Source organism: Streptomyces sp. GL_141 (assembly GCF_057834385.1).
In genome coordinates this window covers 1,449,894-1,467,548 of sequence record NZ_CM174402.1, presented here as the reverse complement: position 1 = coordinate 1,467,548, position 17,655 = coordinate 1,449,894, and the positions used below count along the sequence as shown (strand labels likewise).

The following is a 17,655-nucleotide window of genomic DNA, read 5'->3' as shown; positions in this document are numbered from 1 at the left end:
TTTCGTCATTCCGCCCGGCGAATTGATTCGCCGGGGCTCCGGAGGTTTTTCCGGCGCCAGGGAAATCATGTCGAGCTTCTTGCGTCCGTTCCATTGGCCGTGGCGACAGTATTCGCCGTGGGACCGGATTCCGAACGGATGGCGTTTCGGGACTCTTTACGGACCAAGCCGGTTCCCGGCGTCCGCGCGCTCCGTGGAGAACACGTACGAAGCCAGGCAGACGGTCAGGCGTGAGGAGAGTTCGAGCTTCTCCATGACCGCGGCGACATGTGCGCGCACGGTCCGTTCGGTCACGTGCAGCCGCTGGGCCATCGTTTCGTTGGAGAGCCCTTCGGCGAGCAGGAGGAAGGTCTCCTGCTCGCGTGGGGTGAGTCGGCTGACCCGTTCCAGGGCCGGTGTCCAGTGCGGTGCGCCCGGCGCGCGGGCGCCGGCGGTTGCGTGGGGTGCGGTGGGGGTGCGGGGAGTGGTGGGGCTCACGGTGCTGCGACGCTCCTGTCTGGGGCGGGCCGGCCGAGCGGCCGCGTGAGGTGGTCGGTGGTCAGCCTGCGATAGAACGGGTTCTCGGCGAGCAGTTGTTCGTGCGTGCCCTCGGCGCCGACACGACCGTCGTCGAGGACGACGATCCGGTCGGCCGCCCGGACGGTGGACATGCGGTGGGCGACGACGAGGAGGGCGCGTTCCCGGGAGATGTCCCGCAGGACGTCGGTGAGTTCCCGTTCGTTGATGGGGTCGAGTTGCGACGTGGGTTCGTCGAGGAGCACGAGTTCGGGCCGGGCGAGCAGGGCGCGGGCTATGGCAACGCGCTGGCGTTCGCCGCCGGAGAGGTTGAATCCCCGATCGCCGACTTCTGTCTCCAGCCCGTTCGCCAGACGTTCCACGAGTTCTTCGAGATTCACCATCCGGAGCACTTCCCGGATTTCTCTCTCATCCGCCCCGGGTTTCGCGTAGACGAGATTGTCCCGCAGGGTTCCGTACAGCAGGGGCGCGTGTTGCTCGACCAGGGCGATACGGGCCCGGAGGTCGCGCGGATCGACGCCCCTGACGTCGGCGCCGTCGAAGAGGACGTGTCCGCCGTCCGGTTCGTGGAACTTCTCGGCGAGGGAGACGATCGTCGTCTTGCCGGCGCCGGACCGGCCCACCAAGGCGATGAGGCCGGTGCGCGGCACGGAGAACGAGACGTCGCGCAGTACAGGACGGTCGTCGTACGCGAAGGAGACCCGGCGCAGTTCGAGGAGCGGGGTCGCGGGCGACGCGGCAGGGCCAGGAAGCGGTACGGGCGTACCGTCCTCCGGGTCCTGCTCGACGGGCAGGCGCAGGACGTCCTCGATCCGGCGGAGCGAGCCGAGGCCGCGCTGGATCAGGCTGAGCGCGTTGAAGAGGCCTGCGAGCGGCATGACCAGGTAGGTGGCGAACAGCAGGAACGCGACGAGTTCGCTGACGGACATGGAGCCGTCGGAAACCCGGACCGCGCCGACGAGCAGGACGAGGAGGAACGAGCCGTTGACCGCGATCTCCATGGCGGGCCCCACGACGGAGCCGAGCTTCGCGGAGCGGACGCCGGCGGTGTAGGCGGCGTCGACGTCCGCGCCGATGCGCTCGGCCTCCCGGTGTTCGGCGCGGGCGGCCCGCACGGTCCTGATGCCGCCGAGGGCGCGTTCGAGGTCGGCGGTCATCGCACCGACACCGGCGAGGGCCTGCTCGGTGCTGGTCCGGATGCCGGCCATCACGCCCGCGACGAGGACGGCGGCGATCACCAGCGTCCCGGCGACCACGAGGAACATGACGGGGTCGATCCACAGCATCAGTCCGGCGGCTCCGACTCCGGTGATGGTGACCGTCACGAGCTGGACGAAGCTGCCCGCGACCATGTCCCGCAGCATGGTCGTGTCGGTGCCGACCCGGGAGAGCAGGTCGCCGGCGCGCCGGCTGTCGAGGTCCCGGAGGCGGACGAACAACAGCCGTTCGACGAGTCCGCGGCGCAGGCGCCGGACCACGCTCTCGCCGGTCACGTCCAACAGGTACTGACCGGCTGCCTCGAGGGCGGCCTGGACGAGGAAGAGAGCAGCCAGCGTCACGACGAGCGCGGTGACGGCCCGGTCGGCGGAGACCCGGTCGATCAGACGCATGGTCAGCAGCGGCTGGAGCAGCCCGAGGGCGGTGCCGACGACGGTCAGTGCGAGCGCGGCCCCCACGGTCCGGCCGCTGCCGCGCAGCAGGCGCAGCAGGTCACGGGTGCCCGGGCGGGCACCGTCGGCGGGGTTCTCCCCCGGGCGCGCCACGGTCCCGGGCTCGCCCTCGGTTCCCCGGCCGGTTCCGGTCGCCGCGCCGGGCGGATCCGCGTGGTCGATCATGAAGGGCTCCTCTCCTCGCTCCCGGAGCCCACGGTGATCAGCCTCCGGAAGTAGCTCTCGGGCAGTTCCTCGCCTACCAGTCGGCCCTCCGCCTCGACCCAGGCGTGGGCGCCGAAGGGCGGCGCGGCGCGGACGCCGACGCACCACGTGGGCCACTCGCCGCGGGCGCGGCAGAGCAGGGCCGTGGCGACCGAGCGCGGCAGGCAGCCCTCACGGCCGGCGCAGACGGCGCTGACCGTGGTGACGGCCTGCCGGGCCCGGTAGGTCCGGTCATGGCCGGCCGGGCGGGCCCCGCGGGACACCACGCCGAGCACCCGCGCGAGCCGGGCCGGCGGCAGGAGCAGCAGGGGCCGGCCCACCGCAACGGCGAGGCGGGCTCCGGCGCGCTGGGCGAACGACGTCCCGGTATGGGTCTCCGGGATCGGATGGAAGCTCATGGGCTGACCAGCCGGGCGTCGCGCAGGGCGGAGAGCAGGGTGCTCACGTCGGACTGCGCCCGGTCCGCGTCGACGTCGAACTCGGCGCACAGGGCATCGGCGATGTCCTTCGCCGGGGTGCCGTCGAGCAGGCCGGCCAGGACCGAGCTGCCGGTCGGATTGAGCTCCCAGTACTCACCCGTACTGCCGTCGAGCAGGATCTTGCCGTAGTCGGTGTCCACCACGGACACGTCCTCGCGCAGTTGCATGGGTTCCCCTTCAGATGGTGCGGAGCCAGATCTCGCAGGCGAGCGTGGCGTCGAGGCCGCCGTGCCGGAGTTCGGGCGACGAGGGCCGCAGGGTGATGTCCAGGAGCTTGTCGGCGTCGACCAGTCCGGCCTTGGCGAGCAGCGAGTCCCGCCACAGCTCGGCGAGGCGTTCGCGGTTCTCCCGCAGCCCGTTGGCGGCGTCGGCCGAGGCCTCGCCCTTGGTGGTGCGGCGCAGCAGTGCGTCGGGCATCCGGCCGCGCATGGCGCGCTTGAGCAGCGGTTTGAACTCCCATGGCGTGGCGCGTTCCTCGGAGCGGACCGACCAGCACGCCTCGACGACGCGGTCGTCGAGGAAGGGGCTCGCCAGGGGCAGCCCGCTGTGCTCCGCGACCTGGTGCAGGATTCGGGTGGCCCGCGTGCCGTGGTGCAGGGTGTGGATCTCGTTGTGGAGGGCGCGGGTGGTACCGCGGGGCTGTGCCGTGCCGGCGGCCTCCCGCAGGCTCCGGCGTACGGAGGCGGCGGCGTCGGCGGTGGCCCAGACCGGCAGACGGGGCGGGATGTCCCAGCCGAAGACGTCCGGGCTGTGCGGGGCGGGTCGAGGGGCGGTGACGTCGTCGGCGACGTCCGCGAGCCACCTGCCGTAGGGGCGGCTGTCGGCGAGGACGGCCAGGGTCTCGCGCAGCGACCAGCGGTTCTGGGCGCGGTAGCCGCGGATGCTGCGCAGTGCCGTGAGGGGACGGGTGGCCAGCAGGTCACGGTGGTGGGCGGGATGCCCCCACAGGACGTGGTCGCCGCCCATGCCGGTGAGGTGGAGGCGCGACCCGCCGGCGAGGAGCCGGTCGTGGCCGACCAGCTGGCGCGGCTGGTCGAGGATGGTGGGCAGGGGTTCGTCGACGGGTCCGCGCACGTCCAGCAGACCGCTGTAGAAGAGTGGGATCTCGTCGATGTCGAGCAGAATGTGCTCCAGGCCGTCGATCTCGGCGGCGGCGAGCTGGGCCCAGTGTACGTCGTCGTCGCCCGGGTCCCTGCTGGGCATGGTGAGCGCGGGTAACGGTGCGGTGCTCACGCCTGCGGCGAGGGCACAGATGGTGGTGGAGTCGAGGCCGCCGGAGAGGTCGGCACTGACGCTTCCGGCTGCGTCCACCCGCAGGCGTACGGCTTCGTCCAGCGCCGTGCGGAGCGCCTCCGCCCCCTCGGCGAGAGGGACTTGTGTCTGCGGGGGCTGCCACCAGCGGACCGTCCGAGGGGCGGAGCGGCCGAAGCGCAGGAGTTCGCCGGGGACGACGGAGTGCACACCGCGCCACAGGGGGACGTCGCCCAGCGGGTGCGGGACGGAGTCCAACAGTCGCAGGGCGAGGACGTCCTCGTCGAGGGGCGCGTCGAACAGCCGGGCCAGGACGTCGGAGCGGTTGGCGGCGACGGTGACGCCGTCCTCGGCGGCGTGGAAGAGCCGGCGAATCCCCGAGGCGGTGCCGTGCGCGTGGATCTCGCCGTGTGCCTCGGCGATGACGTGGAAGTCACCGGGGAGGCGCGCGGTGACCCGGTGGACCTCGCGGGGATCGCGCACCCCGGCGATGTGCGCGCTGAGTTCGGGTGCGCCGACGGGGGTGTGCCCGACGAGCGTCACGGAGATTCCCCGGTCGTTGCGGGCCTGGACGGACGTGGCCCAGTTGCCCAGCACGAACGGTCGTCCTGACGGGTGTGTGAGGGTGCGTTCGGCTCGTGTCCCGAGCCGGGAGGCCACGGCGAGGGCGGCCTCACAGTCCGGAAACAGCGCGAACCATCCCTCGCCGTGGCGTGTCATCGGACTACCAGCCCAGGGGCAGACGGACCTTGGGCTCGTGCGGTCCGCGCTTCAGGAATCCGGTGTCCTTGCGGAAGTCGCCGGCCTTGGACAGAGCCGGAACCTCGTAGATCTTCTTGGCCATGGTTCTCATCCCTTCTCGAGTTGCTTTCCAACGGGACGACCCCGTTTCCCGGGAATTCGGTGGCCGCCTGGAAAGATCCTCGATCGGTGGCCACCCGCCGCTCAAGGAGCAACCGGTGGTCGACACGGTCCGCGGTCGGGGCGGCCGGTCCTCCCGGCACCTCTTGTCAGGGGCCGCCACCTGGCAGAAGAGGGACCGGCGCGAGAAGGATCCGCCGGTCCGGGCGTGCGGGATCGGCCTGGTCTTCTTGGCCTGTTGGTCACTCTCCGCTTGAGCTTCCTTGGCTCCATCCCGGCCTGCGGCCGCGCACCGTCGGCAGCCCGCGCCGCGTCGCCCTCCCGTGGCGGGCGGCCATCCTGGGCATCCGTTCGATGGCGGAGATGATGGCGGCGCGCGGGATACCCGAGACGTCTGCGAGGTTGACGACCCGTTGGAGTTGGTCGGAGATGTCGTCGAGGCCCACCGGGCCGGAAGCCGGCAGGACGACGGCACCGCGTCCGCGCCCGAAGTCCACGATGCCTTCGCTGCGCAGCATCCGCAGCGCGCGGAGGATCGTGTTCTTGTTGGCGCCGTACTCCTTGCCGAGCTGGTCGGCGGGCGGAAGGTACTCACCCTGGGGGTAGAGGCCCGACGCGATGTCCATCCTGAGTTTCGCCCGGATCTGGGCGTAGAGCGGTATCTCGGCGGCACGGCTGTGGAGGTTGATGTTCCCCGTTCCGGACGCAGTTGACATGTGCTGCTCCCCCTTCTGGTTCACGTTGTGCTCAAGCACTCGCGCCACGCCGTCGACTCGCCAGGGCATGGGGCAGCCTCAGGGACGGCTTCCGCGTGGTCGGTGCGGAGCCGATGGCTGCCTTCGTCGTTCCCCGGGTCCGGCATAGACCCATGTCGATTCTTGGGTAGACCGTTCTTTCACATCGGTTGATGGCTGGTGCAGCCGTACCGTAGTCCGCACCTTGACGCTCTTCAACCAGTATGGAGATAGTGGACGTTGCACCGATTCATCCGAGTGGAAGAACAGGGCTGGCTGGACCAGGGGGGTGGACGTCATGCCAGAGGAACCGGAACGTGGGTTCGCCGACAAGCTGAACAGGCTCTTCGAGACCGTCAGACCGGATCCCGGCCACGAGTACAGCAACGAGCAGGTGGCCTCTGCCATCCGGGATACCGGAGTGTCGATCTCTCAGAGCTACATCTGGCAGCTGCGGAAGAGCAAGAAGACCAATCCGACGCTGCGTCATCTGCAGGCGCTGGCAGCCTTCTTCGGAGTCCCCGCGGCCTATTTCGTGGACGACTCGGCCACCGCGCGCATCGAGGAGCAGCTCTCGGCCCTCGCCGCCGCGCAGGCACAGCTGCACGAGGCGTCGCAGGGCAGTGATGTGAAGCTGATGGCGATGAGGGCGGGTCAGTTGTCCCAGAAGCACCGCGAACAGGTGATGGATCTGCTGGACGTGGTCTACCGCCTGGAGCAGGCCGAGGGCGGTCCCGGCCAGGACGATGGCCTGAATCGTCCTGGATCATGATGGTCTGACGCCATTGGATGGAGTCTCCAGGCCCCAGGAGATCCACCAGCGGAGTTGGCCCGTGAACGAACGTACGTTACGCAAACGATGTCGGAGCATCCTCAGGGAACTCGGCGTCACCGCCCCCTTGCGGGTCCCCGAGCTGTGCCGGCTCCTCGGCGAGCACCGCGGACGGCCGATCCGGCTGGTCCCGTACTCGCTGCCCGTCCCCGGCCCGTACGGTCTGTGGATCGCCGGCGCGCAGGCGGACTTCATCTTCTACCAGAAGGAGACCAGCCGGGCGCACCAGGACCACATCGTGCTCCACGAGGTCGGGCACATCCTGGCGGACCACGGGAGCGACGAGTCCGAGGACGCCGTCTGGCAGGAGGTGCTGCCGGACCTCTCGATCGAGGTGATCAACCGCGCGCTCCGGCGCACCTCCTACGCCGAGGAGAGGGAGCGGGAGGCGGAACTCGTCGCCACGATCATCCTCGAGTGGGCGTCGGTGCTGGACCGGGTCACGCCCCGCGCGCCGGGTGACGTCTCGGCCCGACGGGTGCACACGGCGCTCGCGGACCGGCAGGGGTGGTTGTGAGCGTGCTGTCCCTGGTGCTCGCTGTTGTTCTGTACGGCTCGCTGCTTTGGACGGGGCGGCAGGTCGTACGCGATCCTTCCGACCGGCTACTGCGCGCGGTCTTCCTTTGCATGTTCAGTGCGGGTCTCTCCTTCCCGTTGGGCCTGCCCGTAGTCATCCGCCTCGTCGACGGGCTCGCCGGGGACGGTGCCGCGAAGCTGCTGCAGAACCTCTGCCTGCTCGGAGCCGTGTACTTCCTGGGGTGCTTCTTCATCCACTCGGCGTCCGACCCGACCTCGGCCCGGACACGGGTGCGGTGGCATGCGGTGCCGTTCGCCGCGACTGCGGTGATCGCCTCGGCAGCCATGGCTGTGACGCCGCACACCGAGCGGGGCCACACGTACGCGACGGCCGACATGAGGGTCCCCGGTGTCGCGGTCTTCTACCTCTCGGCCGGCGCCTACCTTACGTATGCCGTGGCGGCGGCGCTGTTCTGGACGGTGCGGTACGCGCGGCTGGCGAGCCGGCCGTTGGCGACCGGGCTGCGGATGGTGGCCACCGCATTGGCCGGCATGGTGCTGGCCTCGGCGGCACGGGAGTGCCTGACGCTCGTGCGCCTGCTCGGCGGTGGTGTGCCCCACCCGGTGATCACCGGCGCGAAGCTCCTGCTCGACCTCGCGATCCCCCTCTTCGTAGCGGGCGTGGTCTACCCGGGGCTGGTGACGCGCTGGGCCAGCATCCGTCTGTGGTGGCACCACGGCCGCGTCTACCACCAGCTGGCACGCCTCTGGGAGGCTCTGCACCTGGCGTTCCCGGAGGACGCGCTCGAGCGCACCGGGGGCGGTCGTCGCTGGGACGTGCTGAGTCCGCGGGCCGTGCACCGGCGCTACTACCGGCGTGTGATCGAGTGCCGGGACGGGCTCGTCCGGATCAGTCCCTATCTGGCGCTGGAGGCGGCCACGGCCGACGCCGAGGCGCCACTCACGCCCGAGGTCGCGGCGCGCCATCTGAGGTCCGCGCTGCGGTCGTACGCCTCCGGAGAGGACGCGCCCTCCCAGGCCGTTCCGGTCGCGCTGCCCGGCGAGGGCGACGGCGGACTGGAGAGCGATGTACGGCAGTTGATCCGGCTTTCCGAAGCCCTGACAGCACAATCCTGAACGAGGAGTGACGATGGACACCCTGATATCTGCCGGGCGAGTGGTGACCGGACCGCACGGCCAGGTCCTGGCGGACGGCGCCGTGCTGGTGCGAAACGGCGTCATCGTGGACACCGGACCGCGCCGCGAGGTGGAGTCCCGGGCCCCCGCGGGCATTCTCCGTCACGACTTCCCCGACGGCACGCTGCTGCCGGGGCTCGTCGACGCGCACGTCCACCTCGTTCTGGACGCGGGGCCCGATCCGGTCGCGGCGCTGCGGGAGGCGGACGATGCGACGGTGGCCGAAGGCATTGCGGAGCGGGCGCTCGGTCTGTTGAACGCGGGCGTCACCACCGTGCGCGACCTCGGCGACCGGAACGGACTGGTGACGCAGTTCCGCGACGCCGTCAGGGCGGGACGGCTGCTCGGACCGCGTGTCCTGGCGGCCGGCACTCCTGTGACGGGACCCGGCGGACACTGCTGGTTCCTGGGCGGAGAGGTGTCCGGCGAGGACGCCGCCAGGGCGCTGGTCCGCCGCAACGTGGAGCGGGGCGTGGACCTCATCAAGGTGATGGCCACGGGCGGGGGCATCACGAAGGGCGGGCCGCCTATCTGGGCGCCCCAGTTCACGGCCGAGGAGCTCCGGACCATCGTGCAGGAGGCGGCGAGTGCCGGCCTCCCGGTGGCGGCGCACGCGCACGGCACCGCAGGCATCGTCGCGGCGGTGGAGGCCGGGGTGAGCACGATCGAGCACTGCACGTGGATCGACCAGGATGGCTTCCGGCTCCTCGACGACGTCGTCGACGAGATCGCCGCCCGGGGCATCGGGGTCTGTCCGGCGGCCAGCCCCGACTGGCGCGGCTTCGCCGAGCGCTTTGGACATGAGCGCGCGGAGGAGATGTTCGGCGGGATCCGCCAAATGCGCGAGCGCGGGGTGCAGCTGCTCACCGGCACGGACGCGGGCGTGAGCCGGGCGGTTTTCGATGACTTCGTGTCCAGTCTCGAGTTCTTCGCCCATCTGGGCTGCACCTCGCAGGAGATCGTCGACCTGGCCACCTGCGAGGCGGCGGACGCACTCGGGCTGGGCAAGGTCACGGGGCGCCTGCTCCCCGGCCTCCGCGCGGACCTCCTGGTCGTCGATGGTGATCCCCTGAGCGATCTCCAGGCGCTGCGTCGTGTTCGGCTGGTGATGGCGGATGGCCGTGTGCATGCCTGACGGGGGGACGGGCGGGAAACGGAACGGCGTTGGGGCGAAGGCGGGACATGACCGGTCGCCCTGGCTGGCCTTGGGCCCCGCTGAGCGCAGCGTCTGCTCTCACTGTCCGTGATGAGGCCCGACGCCGTCAGGTTTGGTAGACGCCGCAGATCGATAGCCCGCGTTGCTCCGGCGTGCGGCCGACAGCTCGTGAGGCCAGTCGATTCTCCCCGGATTCTCCCCACCGGTCGTTGGATGCCAAAAAGCCCTGGTCAGGGGCTCGTCAAGGACAGCACTAGGAGATCGTCCGCATCACTTCTCCCCAGGGACTCCCCAGAGTCCCAAATGGGAGGCTTGCGCGGGAAGTGCAGGTGTAAATCGCGCGTGCTGCGTGAAGGGGTGAGCCTCCGCTTATAGCCAGTCCCGACGCTTGAAAATCACGTACAAACTGACGCAAACCATCCCCATCAAACCGATTGCGAAGGGGTACCCGAGGCTCCAGCCCAGTTCCGGCATGGAGTCGAAGTTCATGCCGTAGATGGTGCCAACGAGTGTAGGCGCAAAGAGGATGGCGGCCCAGGCCGAGATCTTCTTGATCTCCTCGTTCTGTTCGAAGCCGGCCTCGGCCAAGGCGCGCATTTCGGCGTTCTGTTGTTGGGAGACCAGGGTGGCGTTGACCGTCAGGATTTCGGTGAGGGCCTGGCGGAAGCCGTCTACGCGTTCGCTGGTGTGGGTGACGTGGTCGGCTACGTCGCGTAGGTAGCGCTGGAGTTCCTCGTCCGTGCCGTACTTCGCGAAGCCGGCCATCAGGCTGTGGAGCATGCCGACCAGGGGGCGGGTGGCGCGTTGGAACTCGACCATTTCCCGGGAGAGTTCGTAGATGCGGCGGGAGACTTCCGGGTCGCCGCTGAAGACCTCGGTCTCGATCTCGTCCATGTCGATCTGGACGCCCTCGACGACGGGGGCGTAGCCGTCGACCACCGCGTCGAGGATGGCGTAGAGGGCGGCCTCCGGGCCGAGGGAGAGGAGCTCCGGGGACTCCTCCATGCGGCGGCGGACCGCCGAGAGGTCCGGGGCCGCGCCGTGGCGGACCGTGATCAGGAAGTCGGGGCCGACGAAGATGTGGAGCTCGCCGAAGTCGACCTCCTCCAGTGCGTCCAGGTAGCGGGCGGCCCGCAGGACGACGAAGAGGGTGTCTCCGTAGCGCTCCAGCTTGGGGCGCTGGTGGGCTTCCAGGGCGTCCTCGACGGCGAGCGGGTGGAGGTTGAACTCGTCGGCCAGGGAGTGCAGTTCGGATTCGGTGGGGCGGTGCAGGCCGATCCAGGCCATGCCGTCCGGCTGTTCGCGGAGTTGGCGGAAGGTGTCGGCGAGGGTGGTGGGGGAGGCGACCCGGACCCCGTCGCGGTAGACCGCGGAGTCGATCACGCTGCGGTGGTCCGCGGGGGTGGGGGCCGGCGGAGGCGGCTTCGGGGCCCGCGGGGGTGCGGCCGGGGGAGCGGTGGGAGGGGCGGCCGGGCGCCGCCAGCCCGCACGCTTCGCGGGCGCGGAGGCGGACGGGGGCGAGGGGCGGCGGTCTGGTCGCTCCGACATCGCAGGTCAGCTCCCGGTCGAACGGGTGTTTACGGGCAAGGGGCAGGATATCCGGGTGAATGGACCTAGGGGTTCATCCGAGTCCGTGCGCGCGGGTGCGGCCGGTCCGGAGTTGCGGACAGAAGGTGTCCGCATGGGCCGCTACGTTGCTGTCATGGCCTCCAAGACGACGCGTCCCGTACTCGACACCCGTGCGCTGAACCGTGCCACGCTCGCCCGCCAGCTGCTCCTGACCCGCGCCGAGATGTCCGCGCAGGACGCCACGCGGCACCTGCTGGGGCTGCAGGCGCAGAACGTGAAGCCGCCGTACTTCCAGCTCCACGCCCGCCTCGCCGGATTCGGGCCGGCCGAGCTCGCCGGGCTGATGGAGTCCCGGCAGGTGGTCCGGATGGTCACCATGAGGTCCACCATCCACACCCACACCGTCCACGACGCGCTCACCCTGCGCCCACTCGTGCAGCCCGCCCGCGACCGGGAGATCAACTACTTCCGCAAGGGCCTGGTCGGCGTGGACCTCGACCGGCTGGCCGAGCGCGCGCGGGCGTTCGTGGAGGCCGAACCGCGGACCATGGCGGAGATACGGGAGGAACTGCTCAAGGAGTGGCCCGGAGCCGACCCGCAGTCGCTGTCCGTCGCCGCGCGCTGCCGGCTGCCGCTCGTCCAGGTCACCCCGCGCGGGGTCTGGGGGAAGAGCGGCCAGGTCCGCCTCACCACCTTGAGCGAGTGGGTGGGAGAGGAAAGGGGAGTGGGAGGGGGAGGGGGAGGGGGAGGGGGAGGGGGAGTGGGAGGGGGAGGGGGAGTGGCAGCGGGGTCCGGTCCCGAGGGGTCGGGGATCGATGACGTGGTTCTGCGGTACCTCGGGGCCTTCGGGCCCGCCTCCGTCAAGGACATGCAGACCTGGGCGGGGCTCACCCGGCTGCGCGAGGCCTTCGAGCGGCTCAGGCCCGGGCTGGAGGTGTTCCAGGACGAGAACGGCGTCGAGCTCTTCGATCTGCCCGACGGGCCCCGCCCCGATGCCCAGGAGCCCGCGCCGCCCCGCTTCCTTCCCGAGTTCGACAACCTGCTCCTCTCCCATGCCGACCGCTCCCGGGTGATCGCGCCCGAGCTGAAGGGGAGCACCTGGTCCGGGAACCAGGCCCACTGCACGCTGCTCGTCGACGGGTTCCTCGCCGGGCTCTGGACGCTGGACGGTGGGAAGGGCAGCGGGAACGGCGGTGGGAACGGTGGCGGGAACGGCGGCGGGGTGCTCACCGTCGAGTTGTTCTCCGCCGTCTCCAAGGCCCGTAAGGCGGAGATCGTCGCCGAGGGGGAGGCCCTGCTCGCCGCCATGGGCGACAGCGCGGGTGAGGGCCCTGCGGGCGGCTCCGTCCGGTTCGGGTCCATCCGCGGCTGAACCGGGACGACGGCCGGCCGGGTGACCCGGCCCCGCCGCGCTCTGGTGGCCCGTACGCCGGACACGGCACGATGCCTGGCACGACCGGGATCACCCGCACTCGTTCTCGTTCGTGGCGGGCCGCTCGACCACCGACGGACGGGGGCGGCGGCGCGTCGTCCAGGCAGCTGTTCGGGATCAGGGACCTAGGAGAGAGCAATGCGGATTCCCATGACCGTCACGGACTTCCTCGACCGGGCGGAGCTGGGGTTCTCGTCCAGCCCGGGCGTGGTGGACGAGCCGGATCAGCCCGGTCCACCCGTCCCCGATTCGACCTACGGGAGGCTCGGCGAGCGCGTACGGGCCTGGCAGGCGGGATTCGACGCGCTGGGGGTCGGCGAGGGCGAGCGCGTGGCCGTGGTCAGCCACAACTCCGCCCGGCTCCTGGAGCTGCTGTTCGCGGTGCCGATGAGCGGGCGCGTCTGCGTACCGGTCAACTTCCGGCTGAAGCCGGAGGAGGTCGACTACGTGGTCCGGCAGAGCGGGGCCTCGGTACTGCTCGTCGACCCGGAACTGGACGAGGCGCTGTCGGGCGTCAAGGCCCGCCACCGCTTCGTCCTCGGCCCGCGGACCGACGCCGAGCTGATGCGCTTCGGGGTGGAGCCGCGCCCCTGGTCGCACCCGGACGAGGACGCGACCGCGACGATCAACTACACCTCGGGGACCACCGCCCGCCCCAAGGGGGTCCAGCTCACCCACCGCAACATCTGGGTGAACGGGCTCACCTTCGGCCTGCACACCCGGGTCTGGGAGCGTGACGTCTACATGCACACGCTGCCGATGTTCCACTGCAACGGCTGGGGCATGCCCTTCGTGATGGCCGGGCTCGGCGTCAAGCAGGTCGTGCTGCGCAAGGTCGACGGCGCCGAGATCCTGCGCCGGGTCGAGGAACACGGGGTCACGCTGATGTGCGGTGCGCCCGCCGTGTGGAACACCGTGCTGGATGCGGCGGCGAGCTGGGAGGGCGAGATCCCGGGCCGCGACCGGGTGCGCGTCGTCTGCGCGGGCGCCCCGCCGCCGAGCCGGACGATCCAGCGCATGGGCGAGGAGCTGGGCTGGGAGTTCACCCAGATCTACGGCCTGACCGAGACCTCCCCGCTGCTCACCTTCAACCGGACCCGGCCCGCCGACGCGGAGCTGCCGGCCGAGGAACGGGCGCGCAGGCTCTCGCGCGCGGGGCTGCCCGCGCTGGGGGTCAAGCTGCGGGTCTCCGCGGACGGCGAGGTCCTGGCCAGGTCGAACGTCGTACTGGAGGGGTACTGGGACAAGCCGGAGGAGACCGCGGCCGCGCTGCGGGACGGCTGGTTCCACACGGGTGACGGCGGCACGGTCGACGAGGACGACGGCCATCTGACGATCTCCGACCGGAAGAAGGACGTGATCATCACCGGCGGCGAGAACGTGTCGTCGATCGAGGTGGAGGACGCGATCTTCAGCCATCCGGCGGTCGCGGAGGTCGCCGTCATCGGTGTGCCGCACGAGAAATGGGGCGAGACGATCAAGGCCCTCGTGGTCCTCGCCGAGGGAGCCGACGGGGAGGCCGTCCAGGAGGCGGAGATCATCGCCCACTGCAAGCAGCGACTGGCCGGGTACAAGGCCCCGACGACGGTCGAGTTCCGCGACACCATCCCGCGTACGGCCACCGGCAAGATCCAGAAGTTCAAGCTCCGCGAGCCGTACTGGTCGGGCCTGGAGCGGCAGGTGAACTGACCCCGGGCTCCGCGGACGACCGAGGGCCGGTACGGGGCTGCGCGCGCAGCCCCGTACCGGCCCCCGAGGCGGTGCTAGGCCGGCAGCAGTGCCTCGATCGCCGCGATGACCTCGGCGGCCTCGGGCTCGGTGCGCGGGCGGAAGCGGGCCACGACCTCGCCGGCGGGGGAGATCAGGAACTTCTCGAAGTTCCAGGTGATGTCACCGGCCTCGCCCTCGGCGTCCGGGACCTTCACGAGCTCCTTGTAGAGCGGGTGCCGGTTCTCACCGTTGACCTCGGACTTCTCCAGCATCGGGAAGGTGACGCCGAAGCCGGCCGCGCAGAACGTCTGGATGTCGTCGGCGTTGCCCGGCTCCTGGCCGCCGAACTGGTTGCAGGGCACGCCGATGACGGTGAAGCCCTTCTCCTCGTACTTGAACTGCAGGCGGGCCAGCCCCGAGTACTGAGGGGTGAGGCCGCACTGCGAGGCGGTGTTCACGAGCAGGATCGCCTTGCCCTTGTGCGCGGCGAGGCTGGTGGGCTCGTCGGACAGGGTGGTCAGCGGGATGTCGTACAGGCTCATCAAGCTCTCCTCGGCAGGCAAACACACGTAATACCCCCGAGCCTAGGCCCCCATGCCGAGGAGGTCCTCCGCCGGGTCGTTGACCGGCTGGGGCATGCCCGTGAGGTCCATGACGAAGAGGGGTATCCCGAGGTCGTCCGCGCGGGCGCGCGCGTCATCCGTATATCCGGCGAGCGAGAAGTAGACGCTGGTCGCGCAGGCCGTGAGCCCGTTCAGCCAGACGCACTCCACCGCCCGCAGCCCGGCCGGGGCCGTGGTCGGGTCCACCTGCGCGACCAGGCCGGGGGCCCGCAGGTCCACCGCCGTGGCCGGGATGGGCCGCCCGTCGGGCTGGCGCACGTCCTGGAAGCCGAGCCAGCGCAGGTAGAGCGCGGCGGTGACCACCGCGTCCCGGGCGGTACGGATGGTCACGGGCCGGAAGTCGGGGCGGGGCACCGCGGGGTCGGTGGCCGGGGGCGGGCCGCCCGTGTGGTGCGACGGGCCCCGCATCGGATCGCGTCCCGGGGCTGCCGCGGCCGGTCCCGCGGGCGACCCCGGCCGCCCGGGCGTCTCCGGCGCGCGAGGGGGAGTCCGTACATCCCCGCCGGAGGCACCATCCGGGACCCCGCCGGAGCCGGCACCCGCGAGCGGCCCCCCGAGCATCCCCGGAACCCCGCCCACAGGCTCCAGCGGATGCACCGGAACCAGCACCACCGTCCCGCAGGAGGTGCACCCCACCTCCGGGTGCGGCCACTGGCTCTCCCGCCCGCAGGCCCCGCACCGCACCGCGACCCAGCTCTGCGTCCAGGTGCGGTGGGTCAGCTCCCGGGGCGGGGAGGTCAGGTCCAGGGGAGGGGTGACCGGGTTCCCGCAGGCGCAGGGGAACACCGGGGCGGCGTAGCCGTTCTCGCGCAGGCACGCCGGGCAGCGCACCGGTACCGCATCCGCCATGAGACCTGGACCCCCTTCGTCGCTGTGCGTAGCCCCATGGTCCACCACCTGCCACCGGAGGGGTGGGTAGACCCCCGATTTTCAGTCGAGCCCTGGTTTTTCGTACAACTCACTGCCCAAGACGTGGCTTTTGGTGGGTTCCGGGGTGCCGTACCGCCTTGACGTTGTGGGGAGTCCCCGCTTAGCTTGTTCCGTATAGCAGAACAAAACTTCCGGATTACGGAAAAGCCTGACCGCCAGACCCGCAGGAGAACTCGATGCCTCGTATGACAGCCGCCGCCGCTGCAGTGGAGATCCTCAAGCTCGAGGGTGTCGAACAAGCGTTCGGCGTCCCCGGTGCTGCGATCAACCCGTTCTACCGCGAGCTCAAGAACGTGGGCGGAATCGCGCACACGCTGGCCCGCCACGTTGAGGGCGCCTCGCACATGGCCGAGGGCTACACCCGCGCCAAGGCCGGCAACATCGGCGTCTGCATCGGTACCTCGGGCCCGGCCGGCACCGACATGATCACCGGCCTGTACTCCGCGATCGCGGACTCCATCCCGATCCTGTGCATCACCGGTCAGGCTCCGGTCTCGAAGCTCCACAAGGAGGACTTCCAGGCCGTCGACATCGCCTCGATCGCCAAGCCGGTCACCAAGAAGGCGACGACCGTCCTGGAGGCCGCCCAGGTTCCGGGCGTGTTCCAGGAGGCCTTCCACCTGATGCGCTCCGGCCGTCCGGGCCCGGTCCTGATCGACCTCCCGATCGACGTCCAGCTGACGGAGATCGAGTTCGACCCCGAGACCTACTCCCCGCTGCCGGTCTACAAGCCGAGCGCCACCCGCGCCCAGGCCCGCAAGGCCCTGCAGTTCCTGCTCGACTCCGAGCGTCCGCTGATCGTCGCCGGTGGCGGCATCATCAACGCCGACGCCTCCGACCTGCTGGTCGAGTTCGCCGAGCTGACGAACGTCCCGGTCATCTCCACCCTCATGGGCTGGGGCGTCATCCCGGACGACCACGAGCTGGCCGCCGGCATGGTCGGTGTCCAGACCTCGCACCGCTACGGCAACGCGACGTTCCTCGAGTCGGACTTCGTCTTCGGCATCGGCAACCGCTGGGCCAACCGTCACACCGGTTACAACCTCGACGCCTACACCAAGGGCCGCAAGTTCGTCCACGTCGACATCGAGCCGACCCAGATCGGCAAGATCTTCGCCCCGGACTTCGGCATCGCCTCGGACGCCAAGGCGGCCCTGGAGCTCTTCGTCGAGATCGCCAAGGAGCTCAAGGCCGAGGGCAAGCTGCCCGACTTCAGCGCCTGGGCCGCTTCCGCCCAGGAGCGCAAGGCGACGCTGCTGCGCCGCACGCACTTCGACAACATCCCCATGAAGCCGCAGCGCGTCTACGAGGAGATGAACAAGGCGTTCGGCCCCGAGACCCGCTACGTCACCACCATCGGTCTGTCCCAGATCGCCGGTGCGCAGATGCTGCACGTCTACAAGCCGCGCAACTGGATCAACTGTGGCCAGGCCGGCCCCCTCGGCTGGACCATCCCGGCCGCGATCGGTGCCGCCACCGCGGACCCGGAGACCCCGATCGTCGCGCTGTCCGGCGACTACGACTTCCAGTTCATGATCGAGGAGCTGGCGGTCGCCGCCCAGCACAAGGTCCCCTACGTTCACGTCCTCGTGAACAACGCCTACCTGGGCCTGATCCGTCAGGCGCAGGGCGGTCTGGGCATCAACTTCGAGGTCAACCTCGAGTTCGAGAACATCAACACCCCCGAGCTGGGTGTCTACGGTGTCGACCACGTCAAGGTCGCCGAGGGCCTGGGCGTCAAGGCGATCCGCGTCACCGACCCGGACAAGCTGGGCGAGGCCTTCGAGACGGCCAAGAAGTGGGCCCAGGAGCACCAGGTCCCGGTCGTCGTCGAGGCCATCCTCGAGCGCATCACCAACATCTCGATGAGCAAGACGGTCGACATGAGCGACGTCACCGAGTTCGAAGAGGTCGCGACCGAGCTGGGTCACGCCCCCACCGCACTCCGCAACACCCTGCCCGCCTAGTCCCATCA

General features: G+C 70.4%; 17 protein-coding genes. 7 read left to right on the top strand and 10 right to left on the bottom strand.

Annotated features, from left to right (window positions below):
• Positions 1 to 156: 156 nt before the first annotated feature.
• From AC3IX6_RS06425 to AC3IX6_RS06395, 7 genes are all read right to left on the bottom strand, one after another.
• A complete protein-coding gene (locus AC3IX6_RS06425) occupies positions 157 to 477 on the bottom strand; it encodes a response regulator transcription factor (RefSeq protein WP_243339086.1) in 321 nt (106 codons plus the stop codon).
• Entirely contained in the window at positions 474 to 2,351 is a 1,878-nt protein-coding gene (locus AC3IX6_RS06420; RefSeq protein WP_489369260.1) for an ABC transporter ATP-binding protein, read from the bottom strand. Before AC3IX6_RS06420 ends, AC3IX6_RS06425 begins: the two co-directional genes overlap by 4 nt.
• Positions 2,348 to 2,788 carry a lasso peptide biosynthesis B2 protein gene (locus AC3IX6_RS06415; RefSeq protein ID WP_489369259.1) on the bottom strand — a complete coding sequence of 147 codons (441 nt, stop codon included), beginning with the start codon at positions 2,786 to 2,788 and terminating at the stop codon, positions 2,348 to 2,350. The genes AC3IX6_RS06420 and AC3IX6_RS06415 overlap by 4 nt, the downstream gene beginning before the upstream one ends.
• Positions 2,785 to 3,036, bottom strand: a complete 252-nt coding sequence (locus AC3IX6_RS06410; RefSeq protein WP_250740577.1) for a lasso peptide biosynthesis PqqD family chaperone — start codon at positions 3,034 to 3,036, stop codon at positions 2,785 to 2,787. The genes AC3IX6_RS06415 and AC3IX6_RS06410 overlap by 4 nt, the downstream gene beginning before the upstream one ends.
• A gap of 10 nt (positions 3,037 to 3,046) precedes the next feature.
• Complete coding sequence (locus AC3IX6_RS06405; protein WP_489369258.1) at positions 3,047 to 4,717, bottom strand: asparagine synthase-related protein; 1,671 nt, start codon at positions 4,715 to 4,717, stop codon at positions 3,047 to 3,049.
• A gap of 127 nt (positions 4,718 to 4,844) precedes the next feature.
• Complete coding sequence (locus AC3IX6_RS06400) at positions 4,845 to 4,964, bottom strand: keywimysin-related RiPP (RefSeq protein ID WP_250740573.1); 120 nt, start codon at positions 4,962 to 4,964, stop codon at positions 4,845 to 4,847.
• 259 nt (positions 4,965 to 5,223) lie between these two features.
• Positions 5,224 to 5,697, bottom strand: coding sequence for a GntR family transcriptional regulator (locus AC3IX6_RS06395; protein WP_489369257.1), 474 nt, complete (start codon positions 5,695 to 5,697; stop codon positions 5,224 to 5,226).
• A gap of 316 nt (positions 5,698 to 6,013) precedes the next feature.
• Between AC3IX6_RS06395 and AC3IX6_RS06390 the strand changes: the two genes are divergently transcribed.
• The 4 genes from AC3IX6_RS06390 (at position 6,014) to AC3IX6_RS06375 (ending at position 9,395) form a co-directional block, all read left to right on the top strand.
• Positions 6,014 to 6,487 carry a helix-turn-helix domain-containing protein gene (locus AC3IX6_RS06390; RefSeq protein WP_489369256.1) on the top strand — a complete coding sequence of 158 codons (474 nt, stop codon included), beginning with the start codon at positions 6,014 to 6,016 and terminating at the stop codon, positions 6,485 to 6,487.
• Positions 6,488 to 6,548: 61 nt separating this feature from the next.
• The gene (locus AC3IX6_RS06385) at positions 6,549 to 7,064 is read left to right on the top strand and encodes a hypothetical protein (RefSeq protein ID WP_250740567.1); all 516 of its coding nucleotides are present in this window, start codon (positions 6,549 to 6,551) and stop codon (positions 7,062 to 7,064) included.
• Positions 7,061 to 8,200, top strand: coding sequence for an MAB_1171c family putative transporter (locus tag AC3IX6_RS06380; RefSeq protein ID WP_489369255.1), 1,140 nt, complete (start codon positions 7,061 to 7,063; stop codon positions 8,198 to 8,200). Before AC3IX6_RS06385 ends, AC3IX6_RS06380 begins: the two co-directional genes overlap by 4 nt.
• Before the next feature lie 13 nt (positions 8,201 to 8,213).
• A complete protein-coding gene (locus AC3IX6_RS06375) occupies positions 8,214 to 9,395 on the top strand; it encodes an amidohydrolase family protein (RefSeq protein ID WP_489369254.1) in 1,182 nt (393 codons plus the stop codon).
• Positions 9,396 to 9,785: 390 nt separating this feature from the next.
• Here AC3IX6_RS06375 and AC3IX6_RS06370 read toward each other — a convergent pair whose 3' ends face one another.
• Positions 9,786 to 10,964, bottom strand: a complete 1,179-nt coding sequence (locus tag AC3IX6_RS06370; protein WP_489369253.1) for a magnesium and cobalt transport protein CorA — start codon at positions 10,962 to 10,964, stop codon at positions 9,786 to 9,788.
• Between the two features lie 154 nt (positions 10,965 to 11,118).
• Here AC3IX6_RS06370 and AC3IX6_RS06365 point away from each other — a divergent pair, with 154 nt between their 5' ends.
• On the top strand, positions 11,119 to 12,357 hold the full coding sequence (locus AC3IX6_RS06365; protein ID WP_489369252.1) for a winged helix DNA-binding domain-containing protein: 1,239 nt from the start codon (positions 11,119 to 11,121) through the stop codon (positions 12,355 to 12,357).
• A 198-nt stretch (positions 12,358 to 12,555) separates the two neighbouring features.
• Complete coding sequence (locus AC3IX6_RS06360; RefSeq protein WP_489369251.1) at positions 12,556 to 14,106, top strand: AMP-binding protein; 1,551 nt, start codon at positions 12,556 to 12,558, stop codon at positions 14,104 to 14,106.
• 74 nt (positions 14,107 to 14,180) lie between these two features.
• On the opposite strand, the gene AC3IX6_RS06355 is transcribed toward AC3IX6_RS06360, so the two are convergent.
• Together AC3IX6_RS06355 and AC3IX6_RS06350 are read right to left on the bottom strand one after the other, a co-directional pair.
• On the bottom strand, positions 14,181 to 14,669 hold the full coding sequence (locus tag AC3IX6_RS06355; protein WP_266903514.1) for a glutathione peroxidase: 489 nt from the start codon (positions 14,667 to 14,669) through the stop codon (positions 14,181 to 14,183).
• A 42-nt stretch (positions 14,670 to 14,711) separates the two neighbouring features.
• Entirely contained in the window at positions 14,712 to 15,599 is an 888-nt protein-coding gene (locus tag AC3IX6_RS06350) for a hypothetical protein (protein ID WP_489369250.1), read from the bottom strand.
• Between the two features lie 266 nt (positions 15,600 to 15,865).
• On the opposite strand from AC3IX6_RS06350, the gene gcl reads away from it, so the two are divergent.
• On the top strand, positions 15,866 to 17,647 hold the full coding sequence (gene gcl / locus AC3IX6_RS06345; protein ID WP_266912577.1) for a glyoxylate carboligase: 1,782 nt from the start codon (positions 15,866 to 15,868) through the stop codon (positions 17,645 to 17,647).
• Positions 17,648 to 17,655: the final 8 nt, after the last annotated feature.

Excerpts from the sequence above, each read along its gene's own strand:
- AC3IX6_RS06420 (WP_489369260.1), bottom strand. The coding sequence starts at position 2,351 with ATGATCGACCACGCGGATCCGCCCGGCGCGGCGACCGGAACCGGCCGG.
- AC3IX6_RS06415 (WP_489369259.1), bottom strand. The coding sequence starts at position 2,788 with ATGAGCTTCCATCCGATCCCGGAGACCCATACCGGGACGTCGTTCGCC.
- AC3IX6_RS06410 (WP_250740577.1), bottom strand. The coding sequence starts at position 3,036 with ATGCAACTGCGCGAGGACGTGTCCGTGGTGGACACCGACTACGGCAAG.
- AC3IX6_RS06400 (WP_250740573.1), bottom strand. The coding sequence starts at position 4,964 with ATGGCCAAGAAGATCTACGAGGTTCCGGCTCTGTCCAAGGCCGGCGAC.
- AC3IX6_RS06395 (WP_489369257.1), bottom strand. The coding sequence starts at position 5,697 with ATGTCAACTGCGTCCGGAACGGGGAACATCAACCTCCACAGCCGTGCC.
- AC3IX6_RS06390 (WP_489369256.1), top strand. The coding sequence starts at position 6,014 with ATGCCAGAGGAACCGGAACGTGGGTTCGCCGACAAGCTGAACAGGCTC.
- AC3IX6_RS06375 (WP_489369254.1), top strand. The coding sequence starts at position 8,214 with ATGGACACCCTGATATCTGCCGGGCGAGTGGTGACCGGACCGCACGGC.
- AC3IX6_RS06370 (WP_489369253.1), bottom strand. The coding sequence starts at position 10,964 with ATGTCGGAGCGACCAGACCGCCGCCCCTCGCCCCCGTCCGCCTCCGCG.
- AC3IX6_RS06365 (WP_489369252.1), top strand. The coding sequence starts at position 11,119 with ATGGCCTCCAAGACGACGCGTCCCGTACTCGACACCCGTGCGCTGAAC.
- AC3IX6_RS06360 (WP_489369251.1), top strand. The coding sequence starts at position 12,556 with ATGCGGATTCCCATGACCGTCACGGACTTCCTCGACCGGGCGGAGCTG.
- AC3IX6_RS06355 (WP_266903514.1), bottom strand. The coding sequence starts at position 14,669 with ATGAGCCTGTACGACATCCCGCTGACCACCCTGTCCGACGAGCCCACC.
- AC3IX6_RS06350 (WP_489369250.1), bottom strand. The coding sequence starts at position 15,599 with ATGGCGGATGCGGTACCGGTGCGCTGCCCGGCGTGCCTGCGCGAGAAC.
- gcl (WP_266912577.1), top strand. The coding sequence starts at position 15,866 with ATGACAGCCGCCGCCGCTGCAGTGGAGATCCTCAAGCTCGAGGGTGTC.